Annotated in this window: 27 protein-coding genes and 1 tRNA gene; 2 read left to right on the plus strand and 26 right to left on the minus strand. The window is 47.7% G+C overall.

The genetic code is table 11. The features are described 5' to 3' along the window. Positions 1 to 290 precede the first annotated feature (290 nt). From dnaB to rpsF, 17 genes are all read right to left on the minus strand, one after another. On the minus strand, positions 291 to 1,655 hold the full coding sequence (dnaB, locus tag M1D70_RS31190; RefSeq protein WP_015738106.1) for a replicative DNA helicase: 1,365 nt from the start codon (positions 1,653 to 1,655) through the stop codon (positions 291 to 293). A 1-nt stretch (position 1,656) separates the two neighbouring features. After that, on the minus strand, positions 1,657 to 2,100 hold the full coding sequence (rplI, locus tag M1D70_RS31195) for a 50S ribosomal protein L9 (protein ID WP_009591490.1): 444 nt from the start codon (positions 2,098 to 2,100) through the stop codon (positions 1,657 to 1,659). Further along, on the minus strand, positions 2,097 to 4,097 hold the full coding sequence (locus M1D70_RS31200) for a DHH family phosphoesterase (protein ID WP_009591530.1): 2,001 nt from the start codon (positions 4,095 to 4,097) through the stop codon (positions 2,097 to 2,099). Before M1D70_RS31200 ends, rplI begins: the two co-directional genes overlap by 4 nt. Before the next feature lie 11 nt (positions 4,098 to 4,108). Beyond that, complete coding sequence (locus tag M1D70_RS31205) at positions 4,109 to 5,026, minus strand: DUF2232 domain-containing protein (RefSeq protein ID WP_009591515.1); 918 nt, start codon at positions 5,024 to 5,026, stop codon at positions 4,109 to 4,111. 5 nt (positions 5,027 to 5,031) lie between these two features. Next, positions 5,032 to 5,334, minus strand: coding sequence for a MazG-like family protein (locus tag M1D70_RS31210; protein ID WP_175320760.1), 303 nt, complete (start codon positions 5,332 to 5,334; stop codon positions 5,032 to 5,034). A 259-nt stretch (positions 5,335 to 5,593) separates the two neighbouring features. Then, positions 5,594 to 6,028 carry a CBS domain-containing protein gene (locus M1D70_RS31215; protein WP_009591456.1) on the minus strand — a complete coding sequence of 145 codons (435 nt, stop codon included), beginning with the start codon at positions 6,026 to 6,028 and terminating at the stop codon, positions 5,594 to 5,596. 232 nt (positions 6,029 to 6,260) lie between these two features. Beyond that, a complete protein-coding gene (locus M1D70_RS31220; RefSeq protein WP_009591478.1) occupies positions 6,261 to 7,247 on the minus strand; it encodes an LCP family protein in 987 nt (328 codons plus the stop codon). A gap of 241 nt (positions 7,248 to 7,488) precedes the next feature. Beyond that, on the minus strand, positions 7,489 to 8,460 hold the full coding sequence (locus M1D70_RS31225; protein WP_456288821.1) for a D-alanyl-D-alanine carboxypeptidase family protein: 972 nt from the start codon (positions 8,458 to 8,460) through the stop codon (positions 7,489 to 7,491). Between the two features lie 217 nt (positions 8,461 to 8,677). Further along, the gene (locus M1D70_RS31230; protein WP_009591536.1) at positions 8,678 to 9,643 is read right to left on the minus strand and encodes an ABC transporter ATP-binding protein; all 966 of its coding nucleotides are present in this window, start codon (positions 9,641 to 9,643) and stop codon (positions 8,678 to 8,680) included. Continuing rightward, positions 9,643 to 10,617, minus strand: coding sequence for an ABC transporter ATP-binding protein (locus M1D70_RS31235; RefSeq protein ID WP_009591511.1), 975 nt, complete (start codon positions 10,615 to 10,617; stop codon positions 9,643 to 9,645). Before M1D70_RS31235 ends, M1D70_RS31230 begins: the two co-directional genes overlap by 1 nt. Before the next feature lie 11 nt (positions 10,618 to 10,628). Then, the gene (gene opp4C / locus M1D70_RS31240; protein ID WP_009591529.1) at positions 10,629 to 11,552 is read right to left on the minus strand and encodes an oligopeptide ABC transporter permease; all 924 of its coding nucleotides are present in this window, start codon (positions 11,550 to 11,552) and stop codon (positions 10,629 to 10,631) included. A 12-nt stretch (positions 11,553 to 11,564) separates the two neighbouring features. Beyond that, positions 11,565 to 12,527 (minus strand): ABC transporter permease, encoded by a 963-nt coding sequence (locus M1D70_RS31245; protein WP_009591558.1) that lies wholly within the window; start codon positions 12,525 to 12,527, stop codon positions 11,565 to 11,567. A gap of 66 nt (positions 12,528 to 12,593) precedes the next feature. Further along, a complete protein-coding gene (locus tag M1D70_RS31250; protein WP_009591538.1) occupies positions 12,594 to 14,363 on the minus strand; it encodes an ABC transporter substrate-binding protein in 1,770 nt (589 codons plus the stop codon). Between the two features lie 729 nt (positions 14,364 to 15,092). Continuing rightward, the gene (locus M1D70_RS31255) at positions 15,093 to 15,767 is read right to left on the minus strand and encodes an SOS response-associated peptidase (RefSeq protein WP_009591531.1); all 675 of its coding nucleotides are present in this window, start codon (positions 15,765 to 15,767) and stop codon (positions 15,093 to 15,095) included. An 874-nt stretch (positions 15,768 to 16,641) separates the two neighbouring features. Continuing rightward, the gene (gene rpsR, locus M1D70_RS31260) at positions 16,642 to 16,914 is read right to left on the minus strand and encodes a 30S ribosomal protein S18 (RefSeq protein ID WP_006207333.1); all 273 of its coding nucleotides are present in this window, start codon (positions 16,912 to 16,914) and stop codon (positions 16,642 to 16,644) included. Between the two features lie 21 nt (positions 16,915 to 16,935). Next, a complete protein-coding gene (ssb, locus tag M1D70_RS31265) occupies positions 16,936 to 17,430 on the minus strand; it encodes a single-stranded DNA-binding protein (protein WP_009591476.1) in 495 nt (164 codons plus the stop codon). Positions 17,431 to 17,477: 47 nt separating this feature from the next. Further along, a complete protein-coding gene (gene rpsF, locus M1D70_RS31270; protein WP_009591503.1) occupies positions 17,478 to 17,762 on the minus strand; it encodes a 30S ribosomal protein S6 in 285 nt (94 codons plus the stop codon). A gap of 238 nt (positions 17,763 to 18,000) precedes the next feature. On the opposite strand from rpsF, the gene M1D70_RS31275 reads away from it, so the two are divergent. Continuing rightward, on the plus strand, positions 18,001 to 18,195 hold the full coding sequence (locus tag M1D70_RS31275; protein WP_015738119.1) for a YjzC family protein: 195 nt from the start codon (positions 18,001 to 18,003) through the stop codon (positions 18,193 to 18,195). A 580-nt stretch (positions 18,196 to 18,775) separates the two neighbouring features. On the opposite strand, the gene M1D70_RS31280 is transcribed toward M1D70_RS31275, so the two are convergent. The 4 genes from M1D70_RS31280 to M1D70_RS31295 all read right to left on the minus strand — a co-directional run bounded on the left by M1D70_RS31280 (position 18,776) and on the right by M1D70_RS31295 (position 20,459). Further along, positions 18,776 to 18,866: transfer RNA gene (locus M1D70_RS31280), tRNA-Ser, on the minus strand. 135 nt (positions 18,867 to 19,001) lie between these two features. After that, a complete protein-coding gene (locus tag M1D70_RS31285) occupies positions 19,002 to 19,223 on the minus strand; it encodes a DUF951 domain-containing protein (RefSeq protein ID WP_433941922.1) in 222 nt (73 codons plus the stop codon). A gap of 63 nt (positions 19,224 to 19,286) precedes the next feature. Beyond that, positions 19,287 to 20,189, minus strand: coding sequence for a mechanosensitive ion channel family protein (locus M1D70_RS31290; protein ID WP_456288822.1), 903 nt, complete (start codon positions 20,187 to 20,189; stop codon positions 19,287 to 19,289). Positions 20,190 to 20,204: 15 nt separating this feature from the next. After that, positions 20,205 to 20,459, minus strand: coding sequence for a DUF3343 domain-containing protein (locus M1D70_RS31295; RefSeq protein WP_009591553.1), 255 nt, complete (start codon positions 20,457 to 20,459; stop codon positions 20,205 to 20,207). 262 nt (positions 20,460 to 20,721) lie between these two features. Here M1D70_RS31295 and yyaC point away from each other — a divergent pair, with 262 nt between their 5' ends. Next, positions 20,722 to 21,327, plus strand: a complete 606-nt coding sequence (gene yyaC / locus M1D70_RS31300) for a spore protease YyaC (protein ID WP_036671913.1) — start codon at positions 20,722 to 20,724, stop codon at positions 21,325 to 21,327. On the opposite strand, the gene M1D70_RS31305 is transcribed toward yyaC, so the two are convergent. The 5 genes from M1D70_RS31305 to noc all read right to left on the minus strand — a co-directional run bounded on the left by M1D70_RS31305 (position 21,284) and on the right by noc (position 25,880). Continuing rightward, complete coding sequence (locus M1D70_RS31305; RefSeq protein WP_015738124.1) at positions 21,284 to 21,802, minus strand: DUF4446 family protein; 519 nt, start codon at positions 21,800 to 21,802, stop codon at positions 21,284 to 21,286. The two genes, yyaC and M1D70_RS31305, sit on opposite strands and share 44 nt — an antisense overlap. A gap of 38 nt (positions 21,803 to 21,840) precedes the next feature. Beyond that, positions 21,841 to 22,989, minus strand: a complete 1,149-nt coding sequence (locus M1D70_RS31310; protein ID WP_456288823.1) for an aminotransferase class V-fold PLP-dependent enzyme — start codon at positions 22,987 to 22,989, stop codon at positions 21,841 to 21,843. Positions 22,990 to 23,201: 212 nt separating this feature from the next. Beyond that, a complete protein-coding gene (locus M1D70_RS31315; protein WP_009591559.1) occupies positions 23,202 to 24,041 on the minus strand; it encodes a ParB/RepB/Spo0J family partition protein in 840 nt (279 codons plus the stop codon). After that, entirely contained in the window at positions 24,034 to 24,795 is a 762-nt protein-coding gene (locus tag M1D70_RS31320) for a ParA family protein (RefSeq protein WP_009591460.1), read from the minus strand. Before M1D70_RS31320 ends, M1D70_RS31315 begins: the two co-directional genes overlap by 8 nt. 266 nt (positions 24,796 to 25,061) lie before the next feature. Next, the gene (noc, locus tag M1D70_RS31325; RefSeq protein WP_009591452.1) at positions 25,062 to 25,880 is read right to left on the minus strand and encodes a nucleoid occlusion protein; all 819 of its coding nucleotides are present in this window, start codon (positions 25,878 to 25,880) and stop codon (positions 25,062 to 25,064) included. Positions 25,881 to 26,104: the final 224 nt, after the last annotated feature.

A 26,104-nucleotide genomic window follows, 5' to 3' on the forward strand; every position in this document is an offset into this window, starting at 1 on the left:
TTTCGCGTAACACTGATGAAATAAAACTATGCATGCTGATTAAGTTCAACCTCACTGCACTAAAGCAGCAATACCAGTGTAACAGTCCCCATTTTTAAAGTCAAATATAAAAACGAACAATCGCACATGAGTGTGTACGATTGTTCGGAATTAGGACGAGATTATGGATTGATAACCGTATTATTGGGGAACTGCCATAAGAAAAACGACTGTCGACGTACTTTCTCAGAAGACAGACCGCGGTTAGAGGAAGTTTTTCTTGCGATATACCTCGGCCATCTGTATTGTCGTTACCCGGCCGCAAAAGCATCGGCATGCGTTCGCTCGTAATTGACGAATTTATTAAAGTTCTTCAGGAAGACCAATTCCACTGTGCCTACTGGACCATTACGCTGTTTGGCAATGATGATCTCGATGATATTCTTCTTCTCGGTTTCCTGATTGTAATAATCATCCCGGTATAAGAACGCAACGATATCGGCATCCTGCTCGATCGAACCGGATTCCCGCAGGTCACTCATCATCGGACGCTTGTCCTGACGCTGCTCAACGCCCCGGCTGAGCTGTGACAGCGCGATAACCGGCACTTCGAGCTCACGGGCAATTTGTTTGAGCGTACGCGAGATCTCGGATACCTCCTGCTGCCGGTTCTCTCCGGGCTTGCCTCGCCCATGAATGAGCTGGAGGTAATCGATCAGAATCATGCCGAGCCCCTTCTCTTTTTTCAAACGGCGGCATTTCGCACGGATATCGGCTACCGTGACGCCAGGTGTATCATCAATGTAAATCTCCGCTTCGGATAGAGCGGCAATGCCCATCGTGAGCTTGGACCAATCCTCGTCACCTTTGAAGTCGCCGTTTCGCATCACGCCCGCATCGAGGTTAGCCTCGGCACAAATCATACGCTGAACGAGCTGCGGCGCCGACATCTCCAGACTGAAGATGGCTACCGTTTCTTTGGCGCGAATGGCCACGTTCTGGGCGATATTCAGTGCGAAGGCCGTTTTACCTACGGAAGGACGAGCCGCCACGATAATCAAGTCGTTGCGCTGGAATCCGCTTGTCATTTTGTCCAGATCCACAAAGCCGGAAGGAATTCCTGTCGTATTCCCCCGGTTCTGATGAAGGACCTCCACCTTCTCGAAGACTTCCATCAGCACGTCACGGATCGCAATAAACCCGCTGCCCGTGCGTCGATTGGAGATCTCCAGAATGCGGCGCTCCGCCTCGCTGAGCATACCGGATACATCTTCTCCTCCGGTATAGCCTTCACTGACAATCTGCGTTGCCGTCCGGATCAAACGCCGCAGCATCGATTTTTCTTCGATGATTTGGGCGTAATAATCCACGTTCGCAGCCGTCGGGACGGCATGGGCCAGCTTCGCTAAATAGCTGACTCCACCGATCTCTTCCAGCTGTCCTTTATCTTGCAGAAGAGATGTAAGGGTCACCAGATCGATCGGTTGATTGCCTTCCCCGAGCTGCACCATGACCTCATAAATCATCTGATGTGATTTATCGTAGAAGTCCTCAGCCTGCACCCGCTCCATCGCCGTGATCAGCGCTTCACTCTGCAGCAGAATGGCACCCAGCACGGCCTGCTCTGCCTCAAGGTTCTGCGGGGGGACCCGATCGAAATAGAGTTCTCCTCCCATATTACTCCTCCGTAATTTGAACCTTGAGCGTCGCCTTGACGTCAGGATGCAGCTTCACCGGAACCTGGGTAACGCCCAGGCTGCGGATCGGATCGCTAAGCTCAATTTTGCGTTTATCGATTTTGATCTTCTGTCCTGCCAATGCTTCCGCAATTTGTTTGCTGGTAATGGCGCCGAACAGACGACCGCCCTCTCCAGCTTTGGCTTTCAGGACCACCGTCATCTCTTCCAGCTTCTTGCCGAGGACCTGCGCCTCTTCCTTCTCCTGAGCCTTGCGCTTCTCCTCGGAGGCCTGCTGCTGCTCCAGCGTTTTCATGTTCCCATCGGTAGCCGGACGAGCAACTCCCCGCGGAATCAGGAAGTTTGTTGCATATCCTTCCGAAACTTCCTTCACTTCGCCTTTCTTGCCTTGACCCTTCATATCTTTTATGAAAATGACTTTCATTCAAATAACCCCTCTTTCGCTTCGATGTCCTTCAGTACCTCCATCAACTTCTCCTCGGCTTTCTCAGGCGTCGTATCCAGTTGTACTGCGGCGTTCGTTAAATGTCCGCCTCCCCCGAGACGTTCCATAATCATCTGAACATTCATCTTGCCCATCGAACGGGCGCTAATGCCAATCTTGCCGTCGGTGCGCTCGCTAATGACAAAGGATGCCTGCACATCCGTCATATTCAGCAGCATATCCGCCACTTGAGCGATGAGCAGCTGCGGCATGGGCTCCCCGCTCTTCGCCACCGCGATAGCGATATGGTCAAATACCATTTTAGCATGTTTCACGATTTCTGCCTTCGCTATAAATTCTGTCAGATCTTCCTTGAGCACCCGCTGAATCATCATGGTGTCAGCTCCGTGACGCCGCAGGAACCCGGCCGCCTCGAACGTTCTCGATCCCGTGTGGAGGGCAAAATGCTTGGTATCCACCGTAATCCCTGCCAGCAATGCCGTCGCCTCAACCGGAGTAAGGGATACCCGGTCGTGAATATACTGCAGCACCTCCGTCACCAGCTCGCAGGTTGAAGAGGCATACGGCTCAAGATAGATCAGCACAGCGTCATTAATAAATTCTTCGCCGCGCCGGTGATGATCCATCACGACCACCCGGCTTGCGCGATGAACCAGCCTCGGCTCCATCGTCATGGAGGCTTTATGGGTATCCACGACAACGAGCAGCGTGTGCTCCGTCATCATCTGCATCGATTGTTCGGTCGAGATGAATCGGCTCATCAAGGCTTCATCCTTGCGGACCTCTTCCATAATCCTCGAAATGGACGGATTCATTCCCTCCATCACGATATAAGCCTCGACTTTATACATTTGGGCTGCTTTCAGGATGCCGATCGCAGCGCCGACCACGTCCATATCCGGCAGCTTGTGGCCCATGATGATCACTTTGTCGCTCTCCTGCATCAAATCGCGCAGCGCATGGGAAATGACTCGCGCTCTTACGCGCGTTCGTTTCTCTACCGCGTTGGATTTACCGCCATAGAAGGAGAGCCTTTGGCCGGCTTTGACAGCGGCCTGATCTCCGCCCCGGCCCAGTGCCATATCCAAACTGGATTGGGCAAGCTGCCCGAGCTCCGTGATATCGTCTGAACCAAAGGCAAGACCGACGCTTAGCGTAAGCGGTACCTTCAGATCGGCCGTCATCTCCCGGACTTCGTCCAAAATGAGAAAACGGCTGTTCTCCAGCGCATCGAGCGACCTGTGGTTCAGCATCATCAAATAACGGTCCGAGGAGAGCCTCCGTAAGTAGACATTGAACTCCCGGGCCCAATTCGTAATCTCGCTGGTGACCTTTGCAATGAGTGCCGTTCGCTGTTGATCATCCATCCCCTGCGAGGCCTCATCGATGTTATCCATCATGATAATGCCCAAGGCCAGCCGCTCATCCTCGTACCGCTGCCTGAGGACCGCCAGCTCGGTGATCTCATCCAGATAAATGAGTCGCTCATCCGGAATTACCGTAGCTCCATAGAACTTATCCTCATGGGAAATCTCCAGCCGAATTTCCTTCGGCGGCTTCTCTTTGCTATCCTTCTTCTCCTGGATTTCCTTTAGCGCTGTCACCAGCTCGGGGAACAATTCCTGCAATGAAGCGCCGACCAGCGGCTGTTGAGGAAACATATTGACTACGAATCGGTTATGCCATTCCACGGTCTTATCCTCGCTGTACAGCACAATGCCAAATGGCAGCACGCTGACCGCTTCGCCCTCGACCCGCTGAATCCGAAACGACAGATCTCCGATATAATCCACCAGCTCGCGGCGAAACTTCATCTCCGCCTTCAGCATCGCGTAGCCGCCTACCACCGCAAGCAGCAGCCCGACCAGCCCCAGAATCGTATTGTAGAACGACAGAAAAATAACAAGCAGAAGCACCAGCGCAAACGCCCAGACGGTATGATAGCCGTGCCAGCGTTTCTGCAGAAATTTAGGCATGACTCATCACCCTATCTTTTGTTTTTACTAAATGCCTGACGAAGCGGGAACGCCAGATCCAGGATTCCGATAATCATTGCCGGCGGGAACAGAACAATCGGTATGGCCGTCAAAAGCGGCGCGATGGGATGCCACTTCCGCTCGTGTGCCAGATAATAGAAGAAGCTCAGCGCTTGAATCATGAAGCAGATCTGCAGCAATGGCGTAGCGTTGGCTACTATCATCTTCATGAAGGTATTGTCCGAATTGACGGTTGCTATGTTGATGAAGAAAATGAGCAGGTAGTACCAGATCAGGGAACGCGGGAGCATCCATTCTCTGGCCGGCTTCAGCCGCGGCACGGATAAACCCATGCTGTTGAGGGTGGGCCGTGCCAAAGCATGCGTGACCACCGTCATAAGGAACGAGCTGATAATCATCGCGAACGGAACCAAACGCATCGTTTGATCTTTAATGAGTTGTGTATCGAGTTCGGTGCCAAGGAACTGGCCGCCCAGGCCGCCTTCAACCCCCATCTCGGTAAGCGGTGCGGTCGTCATCTTTACGATCTCATCCACATATTCCGACAGATTCAATTGGAAGAAGGCCGTGCTGATCATCAGCAGAACAAGCAGTTCCACCAGCATGACGGCCATGCCATACTTCAACACCTGCATGGCTGCCTTCCGTTTCCGGTATAAATACCCCATCACGATCCCCGGAATCGCAAAATAGATCGCGAGCAGTAAATAAATGGGATGAATCAGAAGCGCGATCAGCCACACCGGCACCACATGCATGATAAATGATTTTGTATTCAAAGCCGTAAACAGAATCGCAACCGGCAGAACCAACAAGAAAGCCGTTACGATCGAAAAGGGTGTGAGTAGTGATAGCAGCAGAAGCAAATATACAACGCTCCATACCGCCGTAGTCCAGCGCAATTTCAATATGTTCACCTCTTACGCAAATGTTCTTCGAGCGCGGAAATATCCTGATACCAATCTTCCAGCTGATGTCCTTCCTGCTTATGCTTTTTCAATTTCTCCAACAAGAGATCGTCCAAATCCCGATAGGTCAAGCCGAGCCTTCGGCCCAGTATGTAGGAGCTCATCATCAGGCTCGCCAAACTGTCTCCAACCTTTGTAGTGCTGCCTTCCCATAGAGCTTTGAATAACCGGGATACATGATCAATTACTTCGGTTTTAAGCCATTCAATCACTTTGGCGCGTTTCGCTACATCCAAGTCCTTCGGCATATTTGGCATATCCATCTCTCCCTGAAAACAGCTTTATTCTCCATTATAGCATAAAAAAAAGCCGCCCACACAAAGGCCCCGGGGCACCCTGTCCAACCTTAGTCCCCATGGCAGAGATAACTTACCTTCTCTTTGTACTCCAAACGGCTCCCGGTTATTCCCCTGCATGCTGACTGCTGCCCCGCTTCTATAGAAATAGGACGTGTTACCCACGATGTCTCGTGGTCCCACGCCCTTTGTTGTTTGCGTTCCTACATGATTATGTTGCCCCTTGGGATTCCATCGTCTCCTTGGAAACAAAGCGTTCACAGTACTCGATGATAAGGCTTCTGCGGACAATCCCGATAAATCGGTTCATGTCGTCCACCACAGGCACAAAGTTCTGTACCTTGGCCAAATTAATCAGATCCTCCATCCGGGCATCGATCGATACTGGCTTGATATCCATGCGGAACGGAACATCCTTCAGCAAAAATTTCGAAGCGTTCTCAAAAGTGATTTTGCCTTCCGAGTTCTTCATATGCCATAACAGATCGCCTTCGGTTACGGTGCCTGCATATTGACCGTTCTTATCCAGCACGGGCACCGCCGTGTAACGGTGAAACTCCATCCGCTCCAGCGTCTGCCTAAGCGTGGAGTCCAGCGTTAAACAAATCACTTCCTGCTTCGGTAATAGAAAAAAAGCGATATTCATAATGCATTATCCTCCTTATGACTCCAACCTCATGGAATCATGTTAAGTAACCTTCCTGATCCAAAAGCTTGGTATGCAGGTTACTCCTTCCCCTATCCATACTCATACATACGTTAACTCCGTCGTTTCGATTCCCTTGTATAGGGCACAAAATCAGCAGCCAGGCAATCCGGACTGCTGATTGAGATGAAGCAACGTACTATGACATCATCCGGATGTACCGGTGTTTATGTTATTGCAATTTCTGTTTCTCTGCATCTTTAGGCTGCAGCAGCTGGTCTGCCGGCGTATCCGGGTTCATCCAGTTGTCGATTAGATCGCGGGCTTCCTGCACGTCCTCCATGTCGGCCTCATTATAATAGATGCCGTTAATTTTCATGCCTTCTCCCATGATCGTATAACTGGTCATATCCACTTTGCCTCCGGTCAGCATCTGCTTCGCCAGGTCAATAATGAATTTAGGCTGCATATCGGTCTGAAAATTATCTCCCATAATCTCGATCAGTTCAGGCACCTTGCCGATCTGATCCAGCTTCATGACCCGCTTAGCCGCTACATCCAAAAATACTTGCTGTCTCTTCGCCCGATTAAAGTCGCTATCTTCACGATAACGGACATAATTCAAGGCTTCCTCGCCATTGTAAATCGGTTTGTTGGCTTCAATCGTGAACTTCTCATGATCCCTGCCTTTGTTGACGATATCCTTGCGGATCGGCAGCTCGACGCCGCCAAGGGCGTCAACGACATCCTTCAAACCTTGAAAATTAATGGAGGCATAATAATCAAGTTCCTCATCGAAAAATGCTTCCATCGTATCTTTCGCCATTTGATGACCGCCATATGCAAACGCATGGTTGATCTTGTCTTTCTTGTCCTTGCCGATAATATCGACGTACGTATCCCGCGGTACCGAGATTAGGAGCACTTTCGACTCCATGGGACGCACAACCGCATAAATCAACGTGTCCGAACGGGCCGGCTCGTCTTCCCGTTGGTCGCTTCCCAGCAGCATGACCGAGAACGGCTTGCTCTGGAGTACGACCGGCTCAGGCGTCTTGTCGCTCTGGAGCGGCTTATACGATTTCTGTAACGATTCCTCTACGTCCTTTGCCATAAACAGATCAAATGCCACGACCGCAAGCTGCGTTCTGAACAGAAATGCGGAAGAGCCCAGCAATATGACAACAGCGAGCGTAATATATAATGATTTCCTCTTCATGAGTTCAATTCCTTCTTTATTATAAAATAAATTAATGGATAAGTCAGATCGTTAAAGGTCTTTGCTTGCACCCTAAGCTGCTTGGCTCACCCTCCTCTCTTATTAAACGGGAACTCCTCCCGTTGACTCACTTCATACTGGTAGGCCAGTTATAACACATCATCTATTGTAAACCAGAATATTGTCAAATGTGAACCCTTCACGGGCAGTTCTATAAATCTACCAAATCCTCATGGATCCGTTAAACCGGTCTGTTCTCATGCTGAAGAGCGGCTGCGGTTCCCGAATATTGGAACCAGTCGTCCAGCCGCTCTCTCCACGTCAAGGTCTTGGAAAATCCGTAATCGAACAGCTTTCGCGTTTCTTCAAACCTTGCTTCTTTGGATTCGGTACCCATGACAACGGCAATAAGCCGGCTGCCTTGCTTCTCGGCTGTTCCCGTAAAGCAGTACCCTGCATTCGCCGTGTACCCTGCTTTTAATCCATCGGTGCCTTCGTAGGAATAGGGGCCGCCAAGCGAGGGCAGCATCCAATTGGTGTTGCTTAAATATAAATTGCGTCCGCTTATCTTCGTCTGCGTTTTGCTGGAAGTGCTAAGAATATCCGGGTGGCTTCTAATGAGATGCGCGGCTAGTTTAGCCGTATCTTCTGCGGTCATTACCGTTTCTCCATCCGAGGACCAGGCATGACCATTGGCGGTGCCCTGCTCGACTCCTGATGCGTTCACGAAACGGGTCGCGCTGGATAGGCCAATCTCTTTGGCCTTGGCATTCATCTTCCGGACGAACGCTTCCTCAGAGCCCGCAAAATGCTCGGCAAGCGCCACGGACGCATCATTGGCCGAATAAACCGTTATGCTCTGGAACAACTCGCGAACCGTCAAAATTTCGCCGGACTTCAAGGCGATTTTAACGCCTCTGACATCGCTTGCGGTATCGCTTATCTTGACTTCATCGTCCCAGGATCTCTTCCCGGTCTTAATGTCATCCAGGATAACCAATTCGGTCATCAGCTTGGACATGCTAGCAGGCGGTAAGGGTAAATCGCCATTCTCGCTGAGCAAAATACGCCCGGTATTTAAATCCATTAAGACGACGGCTCGCGCGTCGACCTTCGGTTTAAACCCCGCTCGTTCTATATTTCCTATGACAACCGCCCCTATGGGGACGATAATTAGCAACATCATGACCAGCCAAAGCCACCGTTTTTTCATAGAATTAGCCCTCCATAGTTATAGACGGTTGAAAGAGGCATTTGGTCTGCTTTTTTTTGAATTTTCTGTTTAGAAATTTTTGTAAATGAAACGAGCATGTCCGAAAAACGAAAAAGACCTCCAACCGTCCGCAGACGATAGGAAGTCCTTCTATGAATCTGTAAATCTTAATCATCACGCTAATTGTTGTCAGAAAACCTGGATATGAAGAGTCCTATTAAGCGTAGTGACAAGCAACAAAGTGATCATTACCTACGTTGCGGTATTCCGGCACTTGCTGTTTGCACAGGTCCGAAGCCAGCGGGCAGCGTGTGTGGAATTTACAGCCTGAAGGCGGGTTCGCCGGGCTTGGAATGTCGCCTTTCAGTACGATCCGATCGCGCTTCAGCGTTGGATCCGGTACCGGCACGGCAGACAGCAATGCTTTCGTATAAGGATGCAGCGGGTTGCGGAACAGCTCTTCCTTGCTTGCCATTTCTACCATCGATCCCAGATACATTACCCCAATTCGGTTGCACAAATGCTCTACAACACTGAGATCATGAGAAATGAACAAGTAAGTCAGCTGCTTCTCGCGCTGCAAATCACTCAGCAGGTTGATGATTTGCGCTTGAATCGATACATCCAGTGCAGATACCGGCTCATCCGCGACGATAAAGTCGGGATTCAGAATCAATGCGCGGGCAATCCCGATCCGTTGACGCTGACCGCCGGAGAATTCATGCGGATACCGATCGTAATGATAGGCGGCAAGGCCGCAAATTTCCAGCGTTTCAATCACGCGGTCTTTAAGTTCCTTACGATTAACTAACCCATGGTCAATGAGTGCTTCGCCGATGGCTTCGCCCACTTTGATTCTTGGATTCAGCGAGCTGAATGGATCCTGGAATACGATCTGCATCTTCGGACGCAAGGCACGCATCTTCTCCTTGGATAAGGAATGGATGTCGGTACCATTGAAGATGACTTTGCCTTCCGTTTTTTCCAGCAATCGAAGAATGGTTCGTCCAATGGTGCTCTTGCCGCAGCCGGATTCACCTACAAGTCCAAAGGATTCCCCTTTGTTGATGGTAAAGCTGACTCCGTCAACGGCCCTTACATTGCCCACGGTTCGTTGAAATACGCCGCCGGTGATGGGAAAGTATTTCTTCAAACCGTCTATTTCGATCAGTGCTTGACTCATTAGGCTTTCCCCTCCTCTTCATACAGCCAGCAAGCGACCTTATGGCCGTTAGGATCCGTACCGAGCGGAGGCGTTTTCTCCTTGCAGATCTGCATGCAGAATTCGCAGCGATCATGGAAATGACAGTTGTCTCCAAGATCTACCGGGTTAGGCACTTGTCCCGGAATCGAATACAAACGTTCTTGCGTCTGATTAATGACCGGCTTCGCTTTCAGAAGACCTTTGGTATATGGATGCTTCGGCTGTTTGAACAGCTCGATGACCGGAGCTTCTTCTATGACTTTGCCTGCGTACATAACGACAACATAATCCGCCATCTCGGCAACAACGCCAAGGTCATGCGTGATGAGCATAATCGAAGTGTTGAGTTTACCCTTAATGTCTCGCATCAAATCCAAAATCTGGGCCTGAATCGTAACGTCAAGCGCGGTTGTAGGCTCATCCGCGATCAGCAGCTTCGGATTACAGCTGAGGGCAATCGCGATCATGATCCGTTGGCGCATACCGCCGCTGAGTTCATGCGGATAAGAGTCGAAAATCTTCTCCGCACGCGGGATTCCAACCAAATTAATCAGATCGATGGCGCGTTGTTTTGCTTCTTTACGGTTAACGAGTTGATGAAGCAGGATCGGCTCCACAATCTGCTCCCCGATCGTTAATACCGGGTTGAGCGAGGTCATGGGTTCCTGGAAGATCATGGCGATATCATTGCCGCGAATCAAGCTCATCTCGCGCTTGCTCATCTTCAGCAGGTCCTTGCCTTCATACAGGATTTCTCCCCCTACCGGAGGCGTATCGATCAAACGCATAAGAGACATGGCTGTTACGCTCTTGCCACAGCCCGACTCACCCACCACGCACAGTGTTTCACCTTCACGGATTTTGAAGCTTACATCGTCGACGGCTTTCACGGTGCCTGCGGAGGTTTGAAAATGCGTTTTTAAATTGCGGAATTCTACTAATTCTTTTGCCATATTCGCATCTCCTACTTCTTCATTTTCGGGTCAAGTGCGTCGCGAAGCCCGTCACCGATCAAGTTGATTGCAACTACGGTAACAAGAATACACATGCCTGGCGGTATCCACAGCCAAGGCCGCTTACGGAAATCAATCAAACTGTTTGCGGCCGAGATCATGTTCCCCCAAGAAGGTGTTGGCGGAACGACCCCAACTCCCAAGAAGCTTAACGCTGATTCGTAAATAATGGCTCCGGCTACGCCAAGCGTTGCGGATACGATAATAATCGGAATTGTATTCGGCAGCAGATGACGGAAAATTTTGCGTCGGTCTTTAAGGCCCAGCGCTTCCGTTGCCTGCATAAACTCTTGTTCACGAAGTGTCAATATCTGTCCGCGTACAAGGCGGGAAATTCCACTCCAGCCTAAGATACCTATAATCAACATCAAGAAATAGATTCGCTCAGAAGGATCAACCTTTAAGTCTGACAGCACCGCACCCAAAATGATCAGGATCGGGAGCGTCGGGATCGCCATAAATATATCGGCAATACGCATAATCAGAGTATCGACCCATTTCCGATAGAACCCGGCCAGCGCGCCAAGCGTCGCTCCCACGATAACCGAGATTCCAGTTGCGACAAGACCGACCGTCAGGGAAATCCGGCCTGCAAGCATCATACGCAGAAGAACGTCGCGGCCGAGCTTATCCGTGCCTAGCCAATATTTGGCGCTTGGAGGCAAGTTTTTATCTTTTACACTGTAGTCATACAGTGAATATGGCGAGAACAATGGACCAATAAAACACAGCAAAAACATAAATACGATTATGATAAGTCCGATGACAGCAAGACGGTTTCTGGAAAAACGGCGAATAGCGATCCGCCACGGGGAATCCGGCTGCTTCTTCGGTACTGGTAGATTCGTTTTTAATGGTGCAGCCTCTGCGGACAAATGAATCTCCTCCTACTTTAAGCGAATTCTTGGATCTGCAGTTCCATACAGAACGTCAGACAACAGGTTGCCCAGAAGTGTCAGTACGGATATGAACACCGTGAAACCAAGCATGAACGGATAGTCCCGCATATTGATCGATTCCAGATAAACCTGACCGACCCCTGGCCAAATGAAAATTTTCTCCATGATGATGGCGCCGCCAAACAAAGCTGGCAGCTCAAAGCCCATCAGGGTGATCGCAGGAAGCATGGCATTACGCAGAGCATGCTTGAAAATTACCGTACGTTCTTTCAACCCCTTAGCACGAGCCGTCCGGATGTAATCCTGACGAATAACTTCCAGCATGCTTGTACGGAAATACCGCGTCAAGCTGCCTGTGCTAAGCATCGTGAGTACCGTAACCGGCAAGAACATATGCCAAGCGATATCAACCAATTGTTCCCACGTATTTCCATTCATTCCGGATGTCTTCATACCGCCAACCGGGAACCACCCTAGATCCAACGCTAAAAATTTGATGAGAAGAAGTCCGATGAAGAAAGAGGGCAGTGACATACATAAAAAGATTAATAGCGTAATGATTTTATCGAATAAAGAATACTGGAATTTAGCCGAGAATACGCCGGCAAAAATAGCAATAATCCAACTCAATATCAAACTGAAAATAGCGATGAAAAAGGAGTTCCATACATAATTGCCCATAACGGTTGTAACAGGTTGTTTGTGCACAAGGGAATCTCCGAGATTACCCTTCAGCATATTGCCGACCCATGTAAGATAACGCTCTACTGGCGGCTTATCTAAACCATAAATTTCCCGAAGCTGAGCTGCCTTCTCAGCAGTCATCGTCGGGTTATTCACTGCAGTGATATAGTCACCTGGAACCAATGCTGATATTGCAAATATGATAATCGAAATCCCGATCATTGTCGGGATAATCTGCAGCAGCCTCCGGATAATGTACTGCTTCATAATATTCCTCCCGGCTTATAAGTGGATATGCCCAGCTCTTGCGAGCTGAGCATATGTTTCCTGCTGTTATTGTTGAATTTCGGCTTTATAGAGATCGATGGTGAAGTCTTTGTATGGAGTGATGTCCATGCCGTTGATTCTGCTGTTAATACCCCACATATCGCGTCTTTGATAGATCAAGAGATCCGGAACGTTTTGGTTCAGCACTTGATATGCTTCAGCGTAAGCTGCTTTACGTTCTTCAAGATCAAACGCGTTCAGACCTTTTTTCATAGCTGCATCGTAATCTGGATTGGAGAAGCCGATATCGTTCTGCTGTCCATCTGTAATGTAAACCGTGGAATCCGGATCCGGAGTCAAGCCCCAAGCCGCGAAGAACATTTCGAACTCGCCTTTGTCCTTCTTATCCATGATAGCGTTGAAATCCAACGTTTCAGCAGTCAGTTTGATGCCAAGTTCTTGGTAGTTTTGCGTCATAACCGGAATCAGAGCATCGATAACCGGGTTGTCAGCTGTTGCAGAGAAATGAATTTCGAATTTCTTGCCGTCTTTTTCGCGAGTACCGTCTGCGCCGGCTACCCAACCTGCTTCATCAAGAAGCTGCTTCGCTTTTTCCATGTCGAAATCGTACGGCTCAATGCCTTCGTCCGTGTAAGCCCAGGAAACGCTGGATTGCGGAATATTCAATACGTTCGCATAAGGACCATAGATGATTTCTACTACTTCTGCACGGTTCAAACCGTACATCAATGCTTGACGAACCTTAACGTCTTGGAATTTAGGATCATTGTGGTTCATGGCAACATATCCGTAACCGTTGGTTGGGAAGATGTTGACGTCCAGGAAGCCCATGCCCTTCAATTCTTCTACGTTGTCTTCGTTAACGGTAACCATATCCATATCGATTTCGCCGGATTGGAACATGGCCAATCTGGTTTCTTCAGTTGTAGTCTTGTAAATAACGTTCTTGATTTTCGGTGCGCCCAGGAAGTAGTTAGCGTTAGCTTCGAGTACTACCTCTTGACCTGGGGAGTAGCTCTTCAATACATATTGACCGCTTCCGATTGGTTTAGCGTGCAGATCTTTCATGTACTCCAGGTTGCCTTGCTTGTAACCTTTGCCATAGTAGGCTTCTGGTGCAAAAGCAACCGTACCGAGGTTATCCTTGGTCATTGCATTTGCTTCGGTAACTTCGATTTCAATGGTATTGTCGTCGATGACTTTAATACCGGAGATATCGGTAGCTTTGCCTTCGTTGTACTCTTTACCGCCTTTGATATGAACGGACAACAGATCGGATTGGCCGTCATAGCTGGAATCATGATAAACTTTCATTGCAAAAGCATAGTCTTTTACAGTAACAGGAGTGCCATCGGAATACGTCACGCCTGGCTTCAATTTGAACGTGTACTTCAATTTATCCTCGGAGACTTCTACGCTTTCCGCCAAACGGTTCTGGTACGTTCCGTCGCCTTGAACTGCGAAGAAAGAATCAAAGATAGCGTCTACGACATATTTGTCATAAGCAGTCTGCCAGTAGAACGGGTTAAATACCCCTTTAGGTGCAGTCATACCTACAACAAGCGTGTCTTTACGATTCAATGCAGTTGCTGGATTCAAAGATGGGTCTTCAGCTTCAAAATAGCCTTGGCTTTCGTCACCAGATTCAGCTGGCGGTTCTGTAGTTTCTTCGCCATCGCCTTCAGCTGGTGGAGTTTGCTCCGTTTGATCCCCTTGACTTGGTGGCTGTTCTGCTGTTCCTCCGCCTCCGCAAGCTGCTAATACCGTGATGGCCAGAAGCATGATTGCCAGCAGGAGTGACATTCTTTTCTTCATGCGAATCCTCCTCTTAAAAAATGTTGTTGCATTATAAATTATCAGGACGAATATTGAAATCATCCTTAAATAATTTCGGTACTGAACTTTACGTTCTCTAGGATGTCATTGCATGATGTGAAATAACTTGAAAGTTTTACAGAAAATATACCATTGGTCAATTAGTGCCAAAGTCTCTAGCAATATCTTCTTGCCTATAAAATTAATGTTATGATACGTGTAAATTTAGGTAACGTCAATTACTTTTTTTCATATTTCTCAAAAATCATGTTTTTATCGTCGTTTTCGAGGTTAATAATTAAGTTTATCTCCGTTGTATATCCTTAGTTTACTGAAAATGTATGTAATATCAAGATTTATTTACAATTTATAACTATAATCGCTTTCGGTTTTGTTGAAATTATGTAATGTTATATTACAAACAATTTGAATTCAGCTCTAATATTTTGATTAAGAGTACTAAAAAGTGAGTTTCATGTTAAAATATATAACGCAATTCAAGTCTATCTCTGCTCAATCTAGATAAAGCCCATTTTTATGTAATATTTCATCCTAACCGTAAGCTTCAATTCCGTATTAGATGACGCCTGTTTGGAGGTATTGCCTTTCATGGTCTCGTCCCTCTACTGCATTAAAAGCCTAAAAAAGCAATCCGGTGGCATCTTCCGGATTGCTTTCTCGTTCTGTTTCATGTCAGATTAATCAACCTCGTTCTTTCATACTTACGAACTACAGGTTCTTCACCCAGGCAAGCTTCAAATCCATTTCTTCAATGCACTGCTGATGATCATGCGTATCGTCGGCCACTAAAGGCGTTACCGGATATGTGCGCATCTGTCCGCGGTAAGTATGAAGCAGCGGATGAACCGCATGCCTTCCCTGGATTTCCGGGTCCAGCCACTTGGCCATGTTATCTTCCGACAAGATTGCCGGCATCCGTGTTTCGAACTCCGATATCGCTTCATTTGCATCCGTCATCAGAACCGTGCAGGTTCTCATTTCATTTCCCCTGGCATCCCGCCATGTCTCGTATAGGCCCGCCATACCGAATATTTCATTCTCTCCGATCACGGTCCGTACGGCATAACTCCGTTTGCCAACCGTCCTCCAGTAATATAGTCCGTTGCAAGGTATAACGCAGCGTCTTGTATCAATCGCTTTGCGATAAGTGGGATTCTGATCAACTGTCGTAATATCGGCATTGACCGCGTCTTTTCCCCAATATGGAACCAAGCCCCACCGATACTCATCGAGTACCCGCTCCCCCTGTTCCTGTACAATGACCGGCATGGTTTGGGTAGGACTAATGTTGTACCGGCTCTTGTAGTAATACATGACCCGTTGGATGCCAAAGCGTTGATTCACTTCTTCGAGCCCTGCGGACAGCGAAAATCTTCTGCACATACGACTACCTCCTTTTTCCTTTATCGTTTGGATAATGGAGGAGGAATATGCATAATAAGACTAACATCATGGAGCTTCCACTCCATGTACGCTTGTATCCCTGGAGAGGACATCATCAGATTGAAAAATTTCTGCAATTTTAATGTAATCGCATTATTAAATTTTCCTTACCGCACGGTCGTAACGATGTTCGTCTATCATGTTTGTACACGATAGACATCAAACTTCATACGAGAATAAGAAATAGGCCTCTACCATTCTCTTTTTTCGATATATGAGAAGGATCGCATTCTATATACAAGACAAATATCATGTCGCCCTTCATGCGGAAAGGCGACAGATACTTATATATAATAGAAGGAATTTTTTTAGCCTACTTTGCGATCGGCCTACATTCATGGATTCCTTTATAGCAGGAGCGCCCATTGTTCTTATCATTGTATTGCTTACAATAGACACTGTCCTTTCGAAGTAGACATGATTTCAGGGCTTTAAAACTGGAAAGCTTTACACTAGGCTTGTATTTATCGATCGCTGCTACGCTTTAATAATGTACACTCAGGGGAGACACGATTCTTCCGTGAAGACATTATATCCCAACATTTGGTTAAGTCTGTTTGAAACCGAGGTGGTCTGTCCCTGCTCTTGTTTCATATATGATTTAACCTCTGCCTCTCAACATGGATGCTTTCACGATTTCGCAATGGGCAGCGACGTGGTCTTGCAAGCATCTGCTGACGTTGTTTTCTCAATGACACTCCGTCACATGACTGAGGTATCCCTTGCGAGATGTTGAAGTAAGCACTTGTGTTGTATACCTAATAAAAAAGCGGCCCAGCCTATGATTAGGCTGAACCGCTTTACACACAAAGGATTACTCCGTTGTGTATGGAAGCAATGCGATTTGACGGGAGCGTTTGATCGCAATCGTCAGGGCACGCTGATATTTAGCGCTAGTACCTGTTACACGACGAGGCAGGATTTTTCCGCGCTCGCTGATGAATTTCTTGAGCAGGTCTGTATCTTTATAGTCAATGTGAGTAATTTTGTTCACAGTGAAGAAACATACTTTACGACGCTTGTTGCGGCCGCCGCGGCGTGCCGGTCTTTTGTCGTTGTCTCCGCCTTCTCTTTGTTTAAAAGCCATGTGTTGTCAGTCCTTTCCGTATTAAAATGGCAAATCATCATCCGAAATATCGATCGGTTTTCCTTCATCGGAAAAAGGATCCTGATTGTTGTTTCGCGAGTAGTTATTGTTCCCCCGGTTTCCGCCACCGCTATTGCTGTTGCTTCCTCCGTTGAACGATGATTCCTCACGATTTCCTCCGCCACCGCTTGTTTCACGGTTTGACTCCAAGAAGCGAACATTATCGGCAATGACTTCGGTGACGTATACACGCTTACCTTCGTTATTCTCGTAATTCCGCACTTGAATGCGTCCTTCTACAGCCGTCAGACGGCCTTTGCGCAGATAGTTCGCACAAGTCTCCGCAAGCTGTCTCCAGGTCACGACCGGAATGAAATCCGCTTCGCGCTCCCCGCCTTGTCCAGTAAACGGACGATCAACAGCAAGTGTAAATTGCGTTACAGCAACACCTGAAGGAGTATATCGCAGCTCGGGATCCTTAGTCAGTCGGCCAATCAAAATGACACGGTTCAACAATCCAATCCCCTCCTTAGAACGAAATCAATTACAAAGTTTGGTTCGTATTAAGCAACGTCGTTCGTGATGAGATAACGAATGACTTCGTCAGAAATCTTCATGAGACGCTCAAGCTCAGCTACAACTTCAGGTGTTGCGTTGAAGTTTACCAGAACGTAGACGCCATCACGGAATTTCTTGATCTCATACGCAAGACGGCGTTTACCCATTACGTCATGCTTTGTAATTTCTCCGCCGTTGGAGATGATGCCTTGGAATTTATCGACTGCAGCTTGAACAGCTTCTTGTTCAATGTCAGGACGAATAATGTACATCACTTCATATTTGCGCATATGTTTCACCTCCTTATGGACTTCGGCCCTCAATCGATGTTGAGAGCAAGGAGCGAGTCTAACTCGCACCATAATACTATATCAGAACGGATGATCGGATGCAAGTTTCTTTTCGATTCCAAACATGCCCTCTTCCCTTTATTACCGCGCCTTTCTCTCTTTCCCTGCAATGATTTAAGGTCTGATGGCGCATGATAATACATGCAGTCCATCCATCATAATGAGGAGGAATTCCATAATGGGAGAACAGACCGAATTTCGTGCAGGCGACAAAGCGCCAAACAACGGCATTTATATGGAAGTTGGCGTTAGAGACCATATTATGGGCATCGAGAACCCGCGTCAAATTAAAATGAGCAAGGGCGACACCTTTCCTGAAACTCAAAATGATGATCGCGTATGGTTAAACAAGCGTCGGGTGCAGCCTAAGTAACAGCCTGGAGCGTTCCAGACCCATGGTATTGTTCGGCGCCCTATTGCATCCTGAGATTGCCCCAGGTCCGAGCTTTGTCAAAATGGCTGTGGTCCAAGCAATGAATGCTGACCATTTACTCTAAATTGTCATTCGTTGAAATTAGCATGTATACAAACAGCCCTTTATGCGCACATTATAATCAGGCGGTGCATGAGAGAGGTGTGGTTCCGTTGAACGTTGCAACTGAACAACGCAGAAGGTTTCTGATCGTCGCACGAATTGCAAGCTGAGGAAATGAGCCGAATGCTTGACCTTTAGGACAAGTGAAGCTGTTGACAAGGTTCGCAGAAGTGCTGATAAAATGATTCCAATTCACAAGCACCGCCTACCCAGAAAGAAGGGCCCTAATGGGCCCTTCTTTTTATGTTCATATCCGCTTCCTGATCTGGAGTCATCCTCTCGACAACGAAAAACACCCTCATGCAAGTCATCTGTCCTGCATGAGGGTGTTTTATTCAAAGGCGTTGGTACAGCTTATCGCCTCGGCTTATGTAACAATATCGTCTGTATCCATAACAGCGGAACTTAGAACGATTGGTGGCGGAAAGGGTGGGATTCGAACCCACGCACGCCTTGCGACGCCTAGCTGATTTCGAGTCAGCCCCCTTGGGCCTCTTGGGTACCTTTCCACAGCAAGATTGATTATATCATGGAAACGTTATCTGGTCAATAGCTTGTCTCCATCTGTTTTTAGCTGCTCGATCAGATTCGCCTTACCGGATGCTTCATGAACACTGGCTTGGGAAGCTTCCGGGGAGGAAATATTAAGGTGTATCCCCTGCCCCTTCCGATTCCTCCGCCGAACGTAAAACCTTCTTCATATTCTTCTCGAACTTTACACGGGGGATCAACACGCTGTGCTGACACTTCGTGCATTTAATCCGAATATCCATCCCCATGCGAATAATCTCCATCTCATTATTTCCACAAGGATGGGGCTTCTTCATCTGAACGATATCCCCTAACTGAAAAACCTTGCGCTCCATGGTTACCGCTCCCTTTTGTTTCGTCGCTTTTATCTATTATATACCACCGGATCACCGAATAGTTCAACCCTGAACGCGTTCTTGCCCCAGCTCGCGTGCTTCAATGGCCTGTTTGATATCGGTAAAAATCTGGCGTTCCACTGCTTCCCTGGCATTTGGATTACACTCGGCTACGATGCGAACCACATATTCCGACGTTGTCAAAGATTGGATCCCAAGCACATCCGGCGCACGCTGCACCTCGGGCCGGCGGTCCATGATTCCCGTAAGTGCCGATTGAATCAATGTTATCGTATCCTTCACCTGCTGATCGTTCTTCACAGGCAGATCCACTATCGCGAGCGAGTTGGAAAGAGAGTAGTTCGTAACGCTGGTAATCATCCCGTTCGGAATGATATAGGTTTCCCCGTTCAGACCCCTGACACGCGATGTGCGCAGTCCGATCATTTCAACCGTTCCCCGGTACTCGCCGCTCTTGATCACGTCACCTACGGCGAACTGATCCTCGAATATAATGAAGAATCCGGTAATAACGTCCTTCACCAAACTCTGTGCACCGAAACCGATGGCAAGACCCAGTACACCGGCACCAGCCAACAGCGGTCCTAGCTTGAAGTTGAACTCCGACAGAATGATTAAGATCATGACAAAATTACATACGACGGACGTTACATTTTTTAACAATTCCCCTACCGTGACAAAGCGTCTTGAGTTCACCTGGATTCGGCTCTTCTCCTGCCGGAGCAGAAACTGATCAATCATTTTATACACAACCCGGATAACGAGACGCGTCAGAATAAATATGATGATTACCCGAATGCCGGATGACAGAATATTCATCCACATCTCCTCATTCGTTAGCCATCCCCAGATCTTATCTTTCAAGCCCTCTGCCTCCTCAGCTATCGTTTGCAAGTCTACTCCATCTTCTGTAGTTTCCCCTGACAAGTAACCAAAGCCCCTCATCCCTGATGTCCTCCCTTACTCCTCGATGTTGATATACCTCTCGTTGTCATCAAGCACAAAAATGCCCCGGATCTCCACATGCTCCAGCCGGATGATCTCTTGAACTTCCTTTAACGCATCAGGGGGGAATTGAATCGATAATGCACAGCCAGCCGTGATCTCTTTCGGCGTAGGGAACAGATCTATTTCGATATCCGCATACTCCAGCAGCATTTCTGCGCGCAGCGCCTGCTGGGTAGAATCGAAGGCGATCACCATCGCACCTTCCACTGCCCAATCCTCCTTCATGCTGCCTATCATTTTAGTTGTATGTATCTCTCATCATCATGTCCGGCAATTAAGGGTTTTATATAAAACTCTTAAAATAAATCAACATTTCATAGAACTTCTGCACAAGGTCCATGTCCTTTACGTATTCAAAGCATGGCCACTGCTCAAAATGATTAAATCGCATTTTAGCAAAACGCAAAGTATAAAAACAGTCTTTCATCCATATACTGATACTACCAAATGCAGACGAAAGGAAGATTCTATGAACCGTCTATCTAAAATCACGTCTCGCCCGGAGGCTTCCAGCTTAAAAATACCACACACGGACCCTAATATCCATTCTGCTATTATACATCGCTTGCTCTTTCATCTTTCCGACGCCCGTATTCAGCATCGGCCGCTTGTCATTGTCTGCATCGGCACCGACCGGTCCACCGGTGACTGCCTGGGGCCACTGGTCGGCACTTCACTTGCCCGCTACAACAGTCCGCTGTTCCATCTTTACGGGACGCTGGACGAGCCTGTCCACGCCATGAATCTCAAGGATACGCTGACCGCCATATATGAGAAATTCGATAACCCTTTTGTGATCGGGATTGACGCCTGCTTAGGCCAATCAACCAGCGTAGGCTCCATTCAGATCGCAGATGGCCCTCTTAAGCCTGGAGCCGGCGTACATAAAGAATTACCGCCGGTTGGCGATATCCACGTCACGGGAATCGTCAATGTCGGCGGCTTTATGGAATACTTCGTATTGCAGAACACTCGATTAAGCTTGGTCATGCGGTTATCTGACATTATTGCTACCTGCCTGTTTGCAGGGATCAAGGAGTGGAACCGTTCTTCCCTTCTTGCAGCGCAAGAGTAACGGCCTCCTTTTCTTCTGGAGACAATGGATATTTGGATTGCCCATCCTTTAATGGTTTGGCGTACACATAGGAGCTCTCCCGGTTATGCAGACCGGTCAGAACGATTCCTTCCTCCTCCTCACTCAGGATAGCCAGGGAGAAGCTCATTTCGTTCCCCCGCTCGCCAAATGCATTATATCTGACGATGCCAACTTTGGATTTCATTCCTTTCAAGCTGCCGTTGATGGAATCCAGCATTTTTTGATGACTGGCATGCCCTTCTTCAATTTCATCCATTTGGATTTTCAACTGGACCAGCAGAGATTCGATATCTTCTACCCCGCTGCCTGCCATCATCGCATCGTATCTGCGCTTCATCTTGCGCAATTTTGCCCCTTGAACAATTAAGGTTATCCATAAGATCAAGATGATCATGACCATTCCGACGACAAACCAATGAAGCTGCTCCATGATCAATTCATTTAATTCAGACATGCTTTCTTCCTTCCTCTTCTCCATCTTGATCTGTTTGTTTAACTGTGAATTTCCTTGATCGCTTTTCGCATGAATTCGATTTCGTCACGGCTCGTAGAAATCCCAACGCTCGCTCTGACTGCACCCGTATGTTCCGTTCCTGATGCCATATGGGCAAGCGGTGTACAATGATAACCGGCACGCACGGCAATCCCATATTCCCGGTCCAGTCGAAAAGCTATTTCGGACGCGTCGAATTTTTCAGACACAAAAGCCACGATGCCTGTCCGTGCTTTTCCAAGAGCAGGACCTAGTAAACGAAGGCCTCTCACCTCTTGCAGGCCCTCCATCATATATTGCGTTAATTCCCATTCATGCCGGTAAATACGCTGTGGCGTCCATTCAAGCACCTTCTGCACACCCGCTTGCAATCCCGCATATCCAATCGTATTCGGCGTTCCTGCCTCATATCGATCCGGACGCACTTTCGGCTGTTCAATAGCCTCCGATTGACTGCCGGTACCTCCATGCAGCAATGGTTCCAGATCAATATCAGGCGAGATATACAGCCCCCCTGTTCCTTGTGGCCCCAGAAGCCCTTTATGCCCGGGGAACGCCAGCATACCCACATGCATCTTCTCCACATGAATATCCAGCATACCGGCACTTTGGGCAGCATCCACGAGCAGTATAGCCCCTTTCTTCTTCGCCAGTTCTCCTATCTCAACAAGTGGAATAATGGAACCAAGCAGATTGGAACTATGACTGCACACAACAAGCCTAGTATTAGAACGAAAGGCTCCCTCGATTAGTTGCAGATCAAGCTGACCTTCCTCATCAACGGGAACATAGTCTACTTGTATCCCCCGGGTGCGCTTCAAATATTCAAGCGGCCTGCGCACAGAATTATGCTCAATCATCGTCGCAATGACATGATCGCCCTCACGCAAACACCCTTTGATGGCTAAATTAAGCGCTTCGGTTGTATTCGATGTCAACGCAATATCGTTGGGGTTCTTCACTCCAAACAAATCTGCCAACGTTTTCCGAGTCCCATAAAGGACACGGGATGCCTTCACCGCCATTCGGTGACTTCCTCGCCCCGGGTTTGCAGCCGCCTCTTCCATGGCCCACTTCATTGCCTCAAACACTTCAGGAGGCTTGGGCCACGAAGTCGCGGCATGATCCAGATAAACGATCGGGTCCATGATGTTTCCCCTTCATTTTTCCGTAGTATTTTCCCTTTACAATACACATTCAAGCATCTTCAACTTCCGCTGCCAAATGAAGCGTCTCACGTTTAGTTAAATAAAGACATATCTCATTCCCTTTCAGGAACGTCGACATGTCTTTGGTTTTAATCCAACTCACTTTTTAACCAGCCATTCATCAACGGAGCCTTCAGATACCAAGCCTGCTCTTATTGAAGAAGTTCCAACAACCGCTCCAAATCCTGCTTGCTATAATAATTAAGCTCAATCTTCCCTTTATCCTTATTGTGCTTAATTTTGACGGTCGTTTTAAATCGTTCTCTAAGATCCTCTTCCAGATGATCGATATAAGGATCGCGATTCTTGACCTTAGGCTTCGCTTTATCCGCTGGTTTGCGGTCCAGATTCTTAACCGCTTCCTCCAATTCGCGAACACTCCATTCCTGCTCCACGCATTGTTTCGCCAGCTGTTTAACAAGAATCGGATCCTTAATTCCCACGATTGCTCTGGCATGTCCCATCGACAATGTTCCACGTGAAACATTTTCCTTCACTTCTTCTGGTAATGAAAGCAATCGCAAAAAGTTAGCGATATGGGAACGAGATTTACCGACCTTCAATGACAACTCTTCTTGGGTTAAGGAAAATTGTTCCATGAGCCCTTGATAAGCTACCGCAATCTCCATGGCGTTCAGATTCTCGCGCTGCAAGTTCTCAATGAGGGCGATTTCCATTACTTGTTGGTCGCTGAAGGAACGAACCACCGCCGGAATCGTTGCTTTGCCGCAATATTGAGATGCCCGGAATCTTCGTTCCCCGGCAATAATCTCATAACCCTTCAGCACGCTGCGGACGATAATCGGTTGAATCACGCCATGCTGACGGATCGATTCTGCCAGCTCCTGGATCGCCTCATCGTTAAAAGTCTTTCGCGGCTGATATGGATTCGCTCGCAATTGACTGAGCGGAATCTCCACTACCTTGTCATCATCATGAATAGACAAAGATGGAATCAGCGCATCCAGCCCTTTTCCCAAACGTTTACTCATAAGAGATCACTTCCTTTGCCAGCTCCAAGTATACTTCCGCTCCCTTTGAACGGGGATCATACGTAATGATCGACTGCCCATGAGACGGTGCCTCACTCAAACGAATATTTCTCGGGATAATCGTTTTGTACACTTTTTCCTGAAAATACTTCTTCACTTCTTCAATCACCTGAATGCCCAGATTCGTGCGCGCATCCAGCATCGTCAGCAATACGCCTTCTATCTTGAGTGAAGTATTCAGATGTTTCTGAACGAGGCGAACCGTATTCAGCAGCTGACTCAAACCTTCCAATGCGTAATATTCACATTGAATCGGGATGATGACCGAATCGGCCGCGGTCAATGAATTGATCGTTAAAATGCCAAGCGATGGAGGACAATCAATCAAAATATAATCATACTGGGGTTTGACTAATTGGAGTGATTTCTTCAATCGTACTTCACGAGAAATCGTAGGAACAAGCTCAATCTCTGCGCCAGCCAATTGAATGGTGGCCGGAATGATGTCCAAACCTTCGATATTAGTCCCACAGATGGCGTCCTTCGGGTGTACTTCATTGATGATAATATCGTAAATGCAATTTGCAACATCGGCTTTGTTAATGCCAACCCCACTCGTTGTGTTACCTTGGGGGTCTATATCCACCAAAAGCACCCGTTTGCCTAGCGAAGCCAATCCAGCTCCCAGATTGACGGAAGTCGTTGTTTTGCCGACACCGCCCTTTTGATTTGCTATGGCAATTATCTTTGACACTCATTTCACCTCAATGTAGGAAGACTCTTCTAAGTAGTCGCAATAGATGATATACAGCGAAAGGCTGTATATGTAATATGTGAACGATCCCGTAAAATACGGGATGCCCAGGATATAGCGCTCGATGAAAATGAGTAATAAATAAAATTACATATTTCTCATCTGCAGCATAAAACCTAATAAGCAAAGATATCGCTGCTGCAGAGAATCTCGATCTCTTAATCAACAGAAAAAGCGGTACGATGCATACCGCTTCACACCATATCTTAACGTTTAGGTATTTTTATAACGATTTCATAGTGATCTTCGTGATCATTCTCCGTTGTTTTGATAGCCATACCGGAACCGGATACCATATCAATCGATTGACGAATCGTATTCAGGGCCAGGCGAACATCTTTACTATACGATATGCGCTTGGCCTTCTTCATTGTCGTTACTTCTTTATAAAAGGCGATACGCGCCTCCGTCTGTTTCACATTCAGTTCTTTGGTAATGATTTCGTCCAGCACTTTAAGCTGGGTTTCTTCATTATCCAAGGAAAGCAGTGCACGCGCGTGACGCTCCGTCACCTTGCGTTCCATTAAAGCCACTTTGGCTGCTTCCGGCAGCTGCAGCAAACGAATCTTGTTTGCAATCGTGGACTGGCTTTTGCCTAGTCGCTGTGCCAGGCTCTCCTGCGTTAATTGGTGAAGATCGATGAGCTTCTGGTAAGCTACTGCCTCTTCAATCGAGGTAAGACCTTCACGCTGCAGATTCTCGATTAACGCAATGGAGGCTGCTTGTGAATCGTTGAACTCCCGAACAATGGCCGGAATCGTGTCCAGACCCAGCTTCTTAACCGCACGCCAGCGGCGTTCCCCTGCAATGATCTCATACACGCCATTTCGGACGCGAACGACGATAGGCTGAATAACTCCATGGGTTTTAATCGTCTGAAGCAGCTCATCAATCTTCTCGTCATCAAAAATCGTCCGTGGCTGGTATGGGCTGCTGACAACCTCGTTTACCGGGATTTGTTTCACTTCATCCCCTTGGTTCCGCTCTGCCGCTAAGCCAAACAATCTCGAAAATTGTTCTTTCATTCCGTATATTACCACCTAATTTCATGATAGCACGGATAAGCCTCCGGTTTATCCCGGAATCGGTTAAACGATTGAACAACCACAATGTGGAGCATACACGGATCGTTCCAGCCACCATGTAGAACTAGTCATTCAAGTTGTTACGGTACTGGAAATCATTGTGATGTCAGGCATTTCCCTGCAAAAACAGATTTCATGCTGATTAGAGAAAAACGTCTGTGTCG

The sequence above is a fragment of the Paenibacillus sp. AK002 genome (assembly GCF_053903045.1).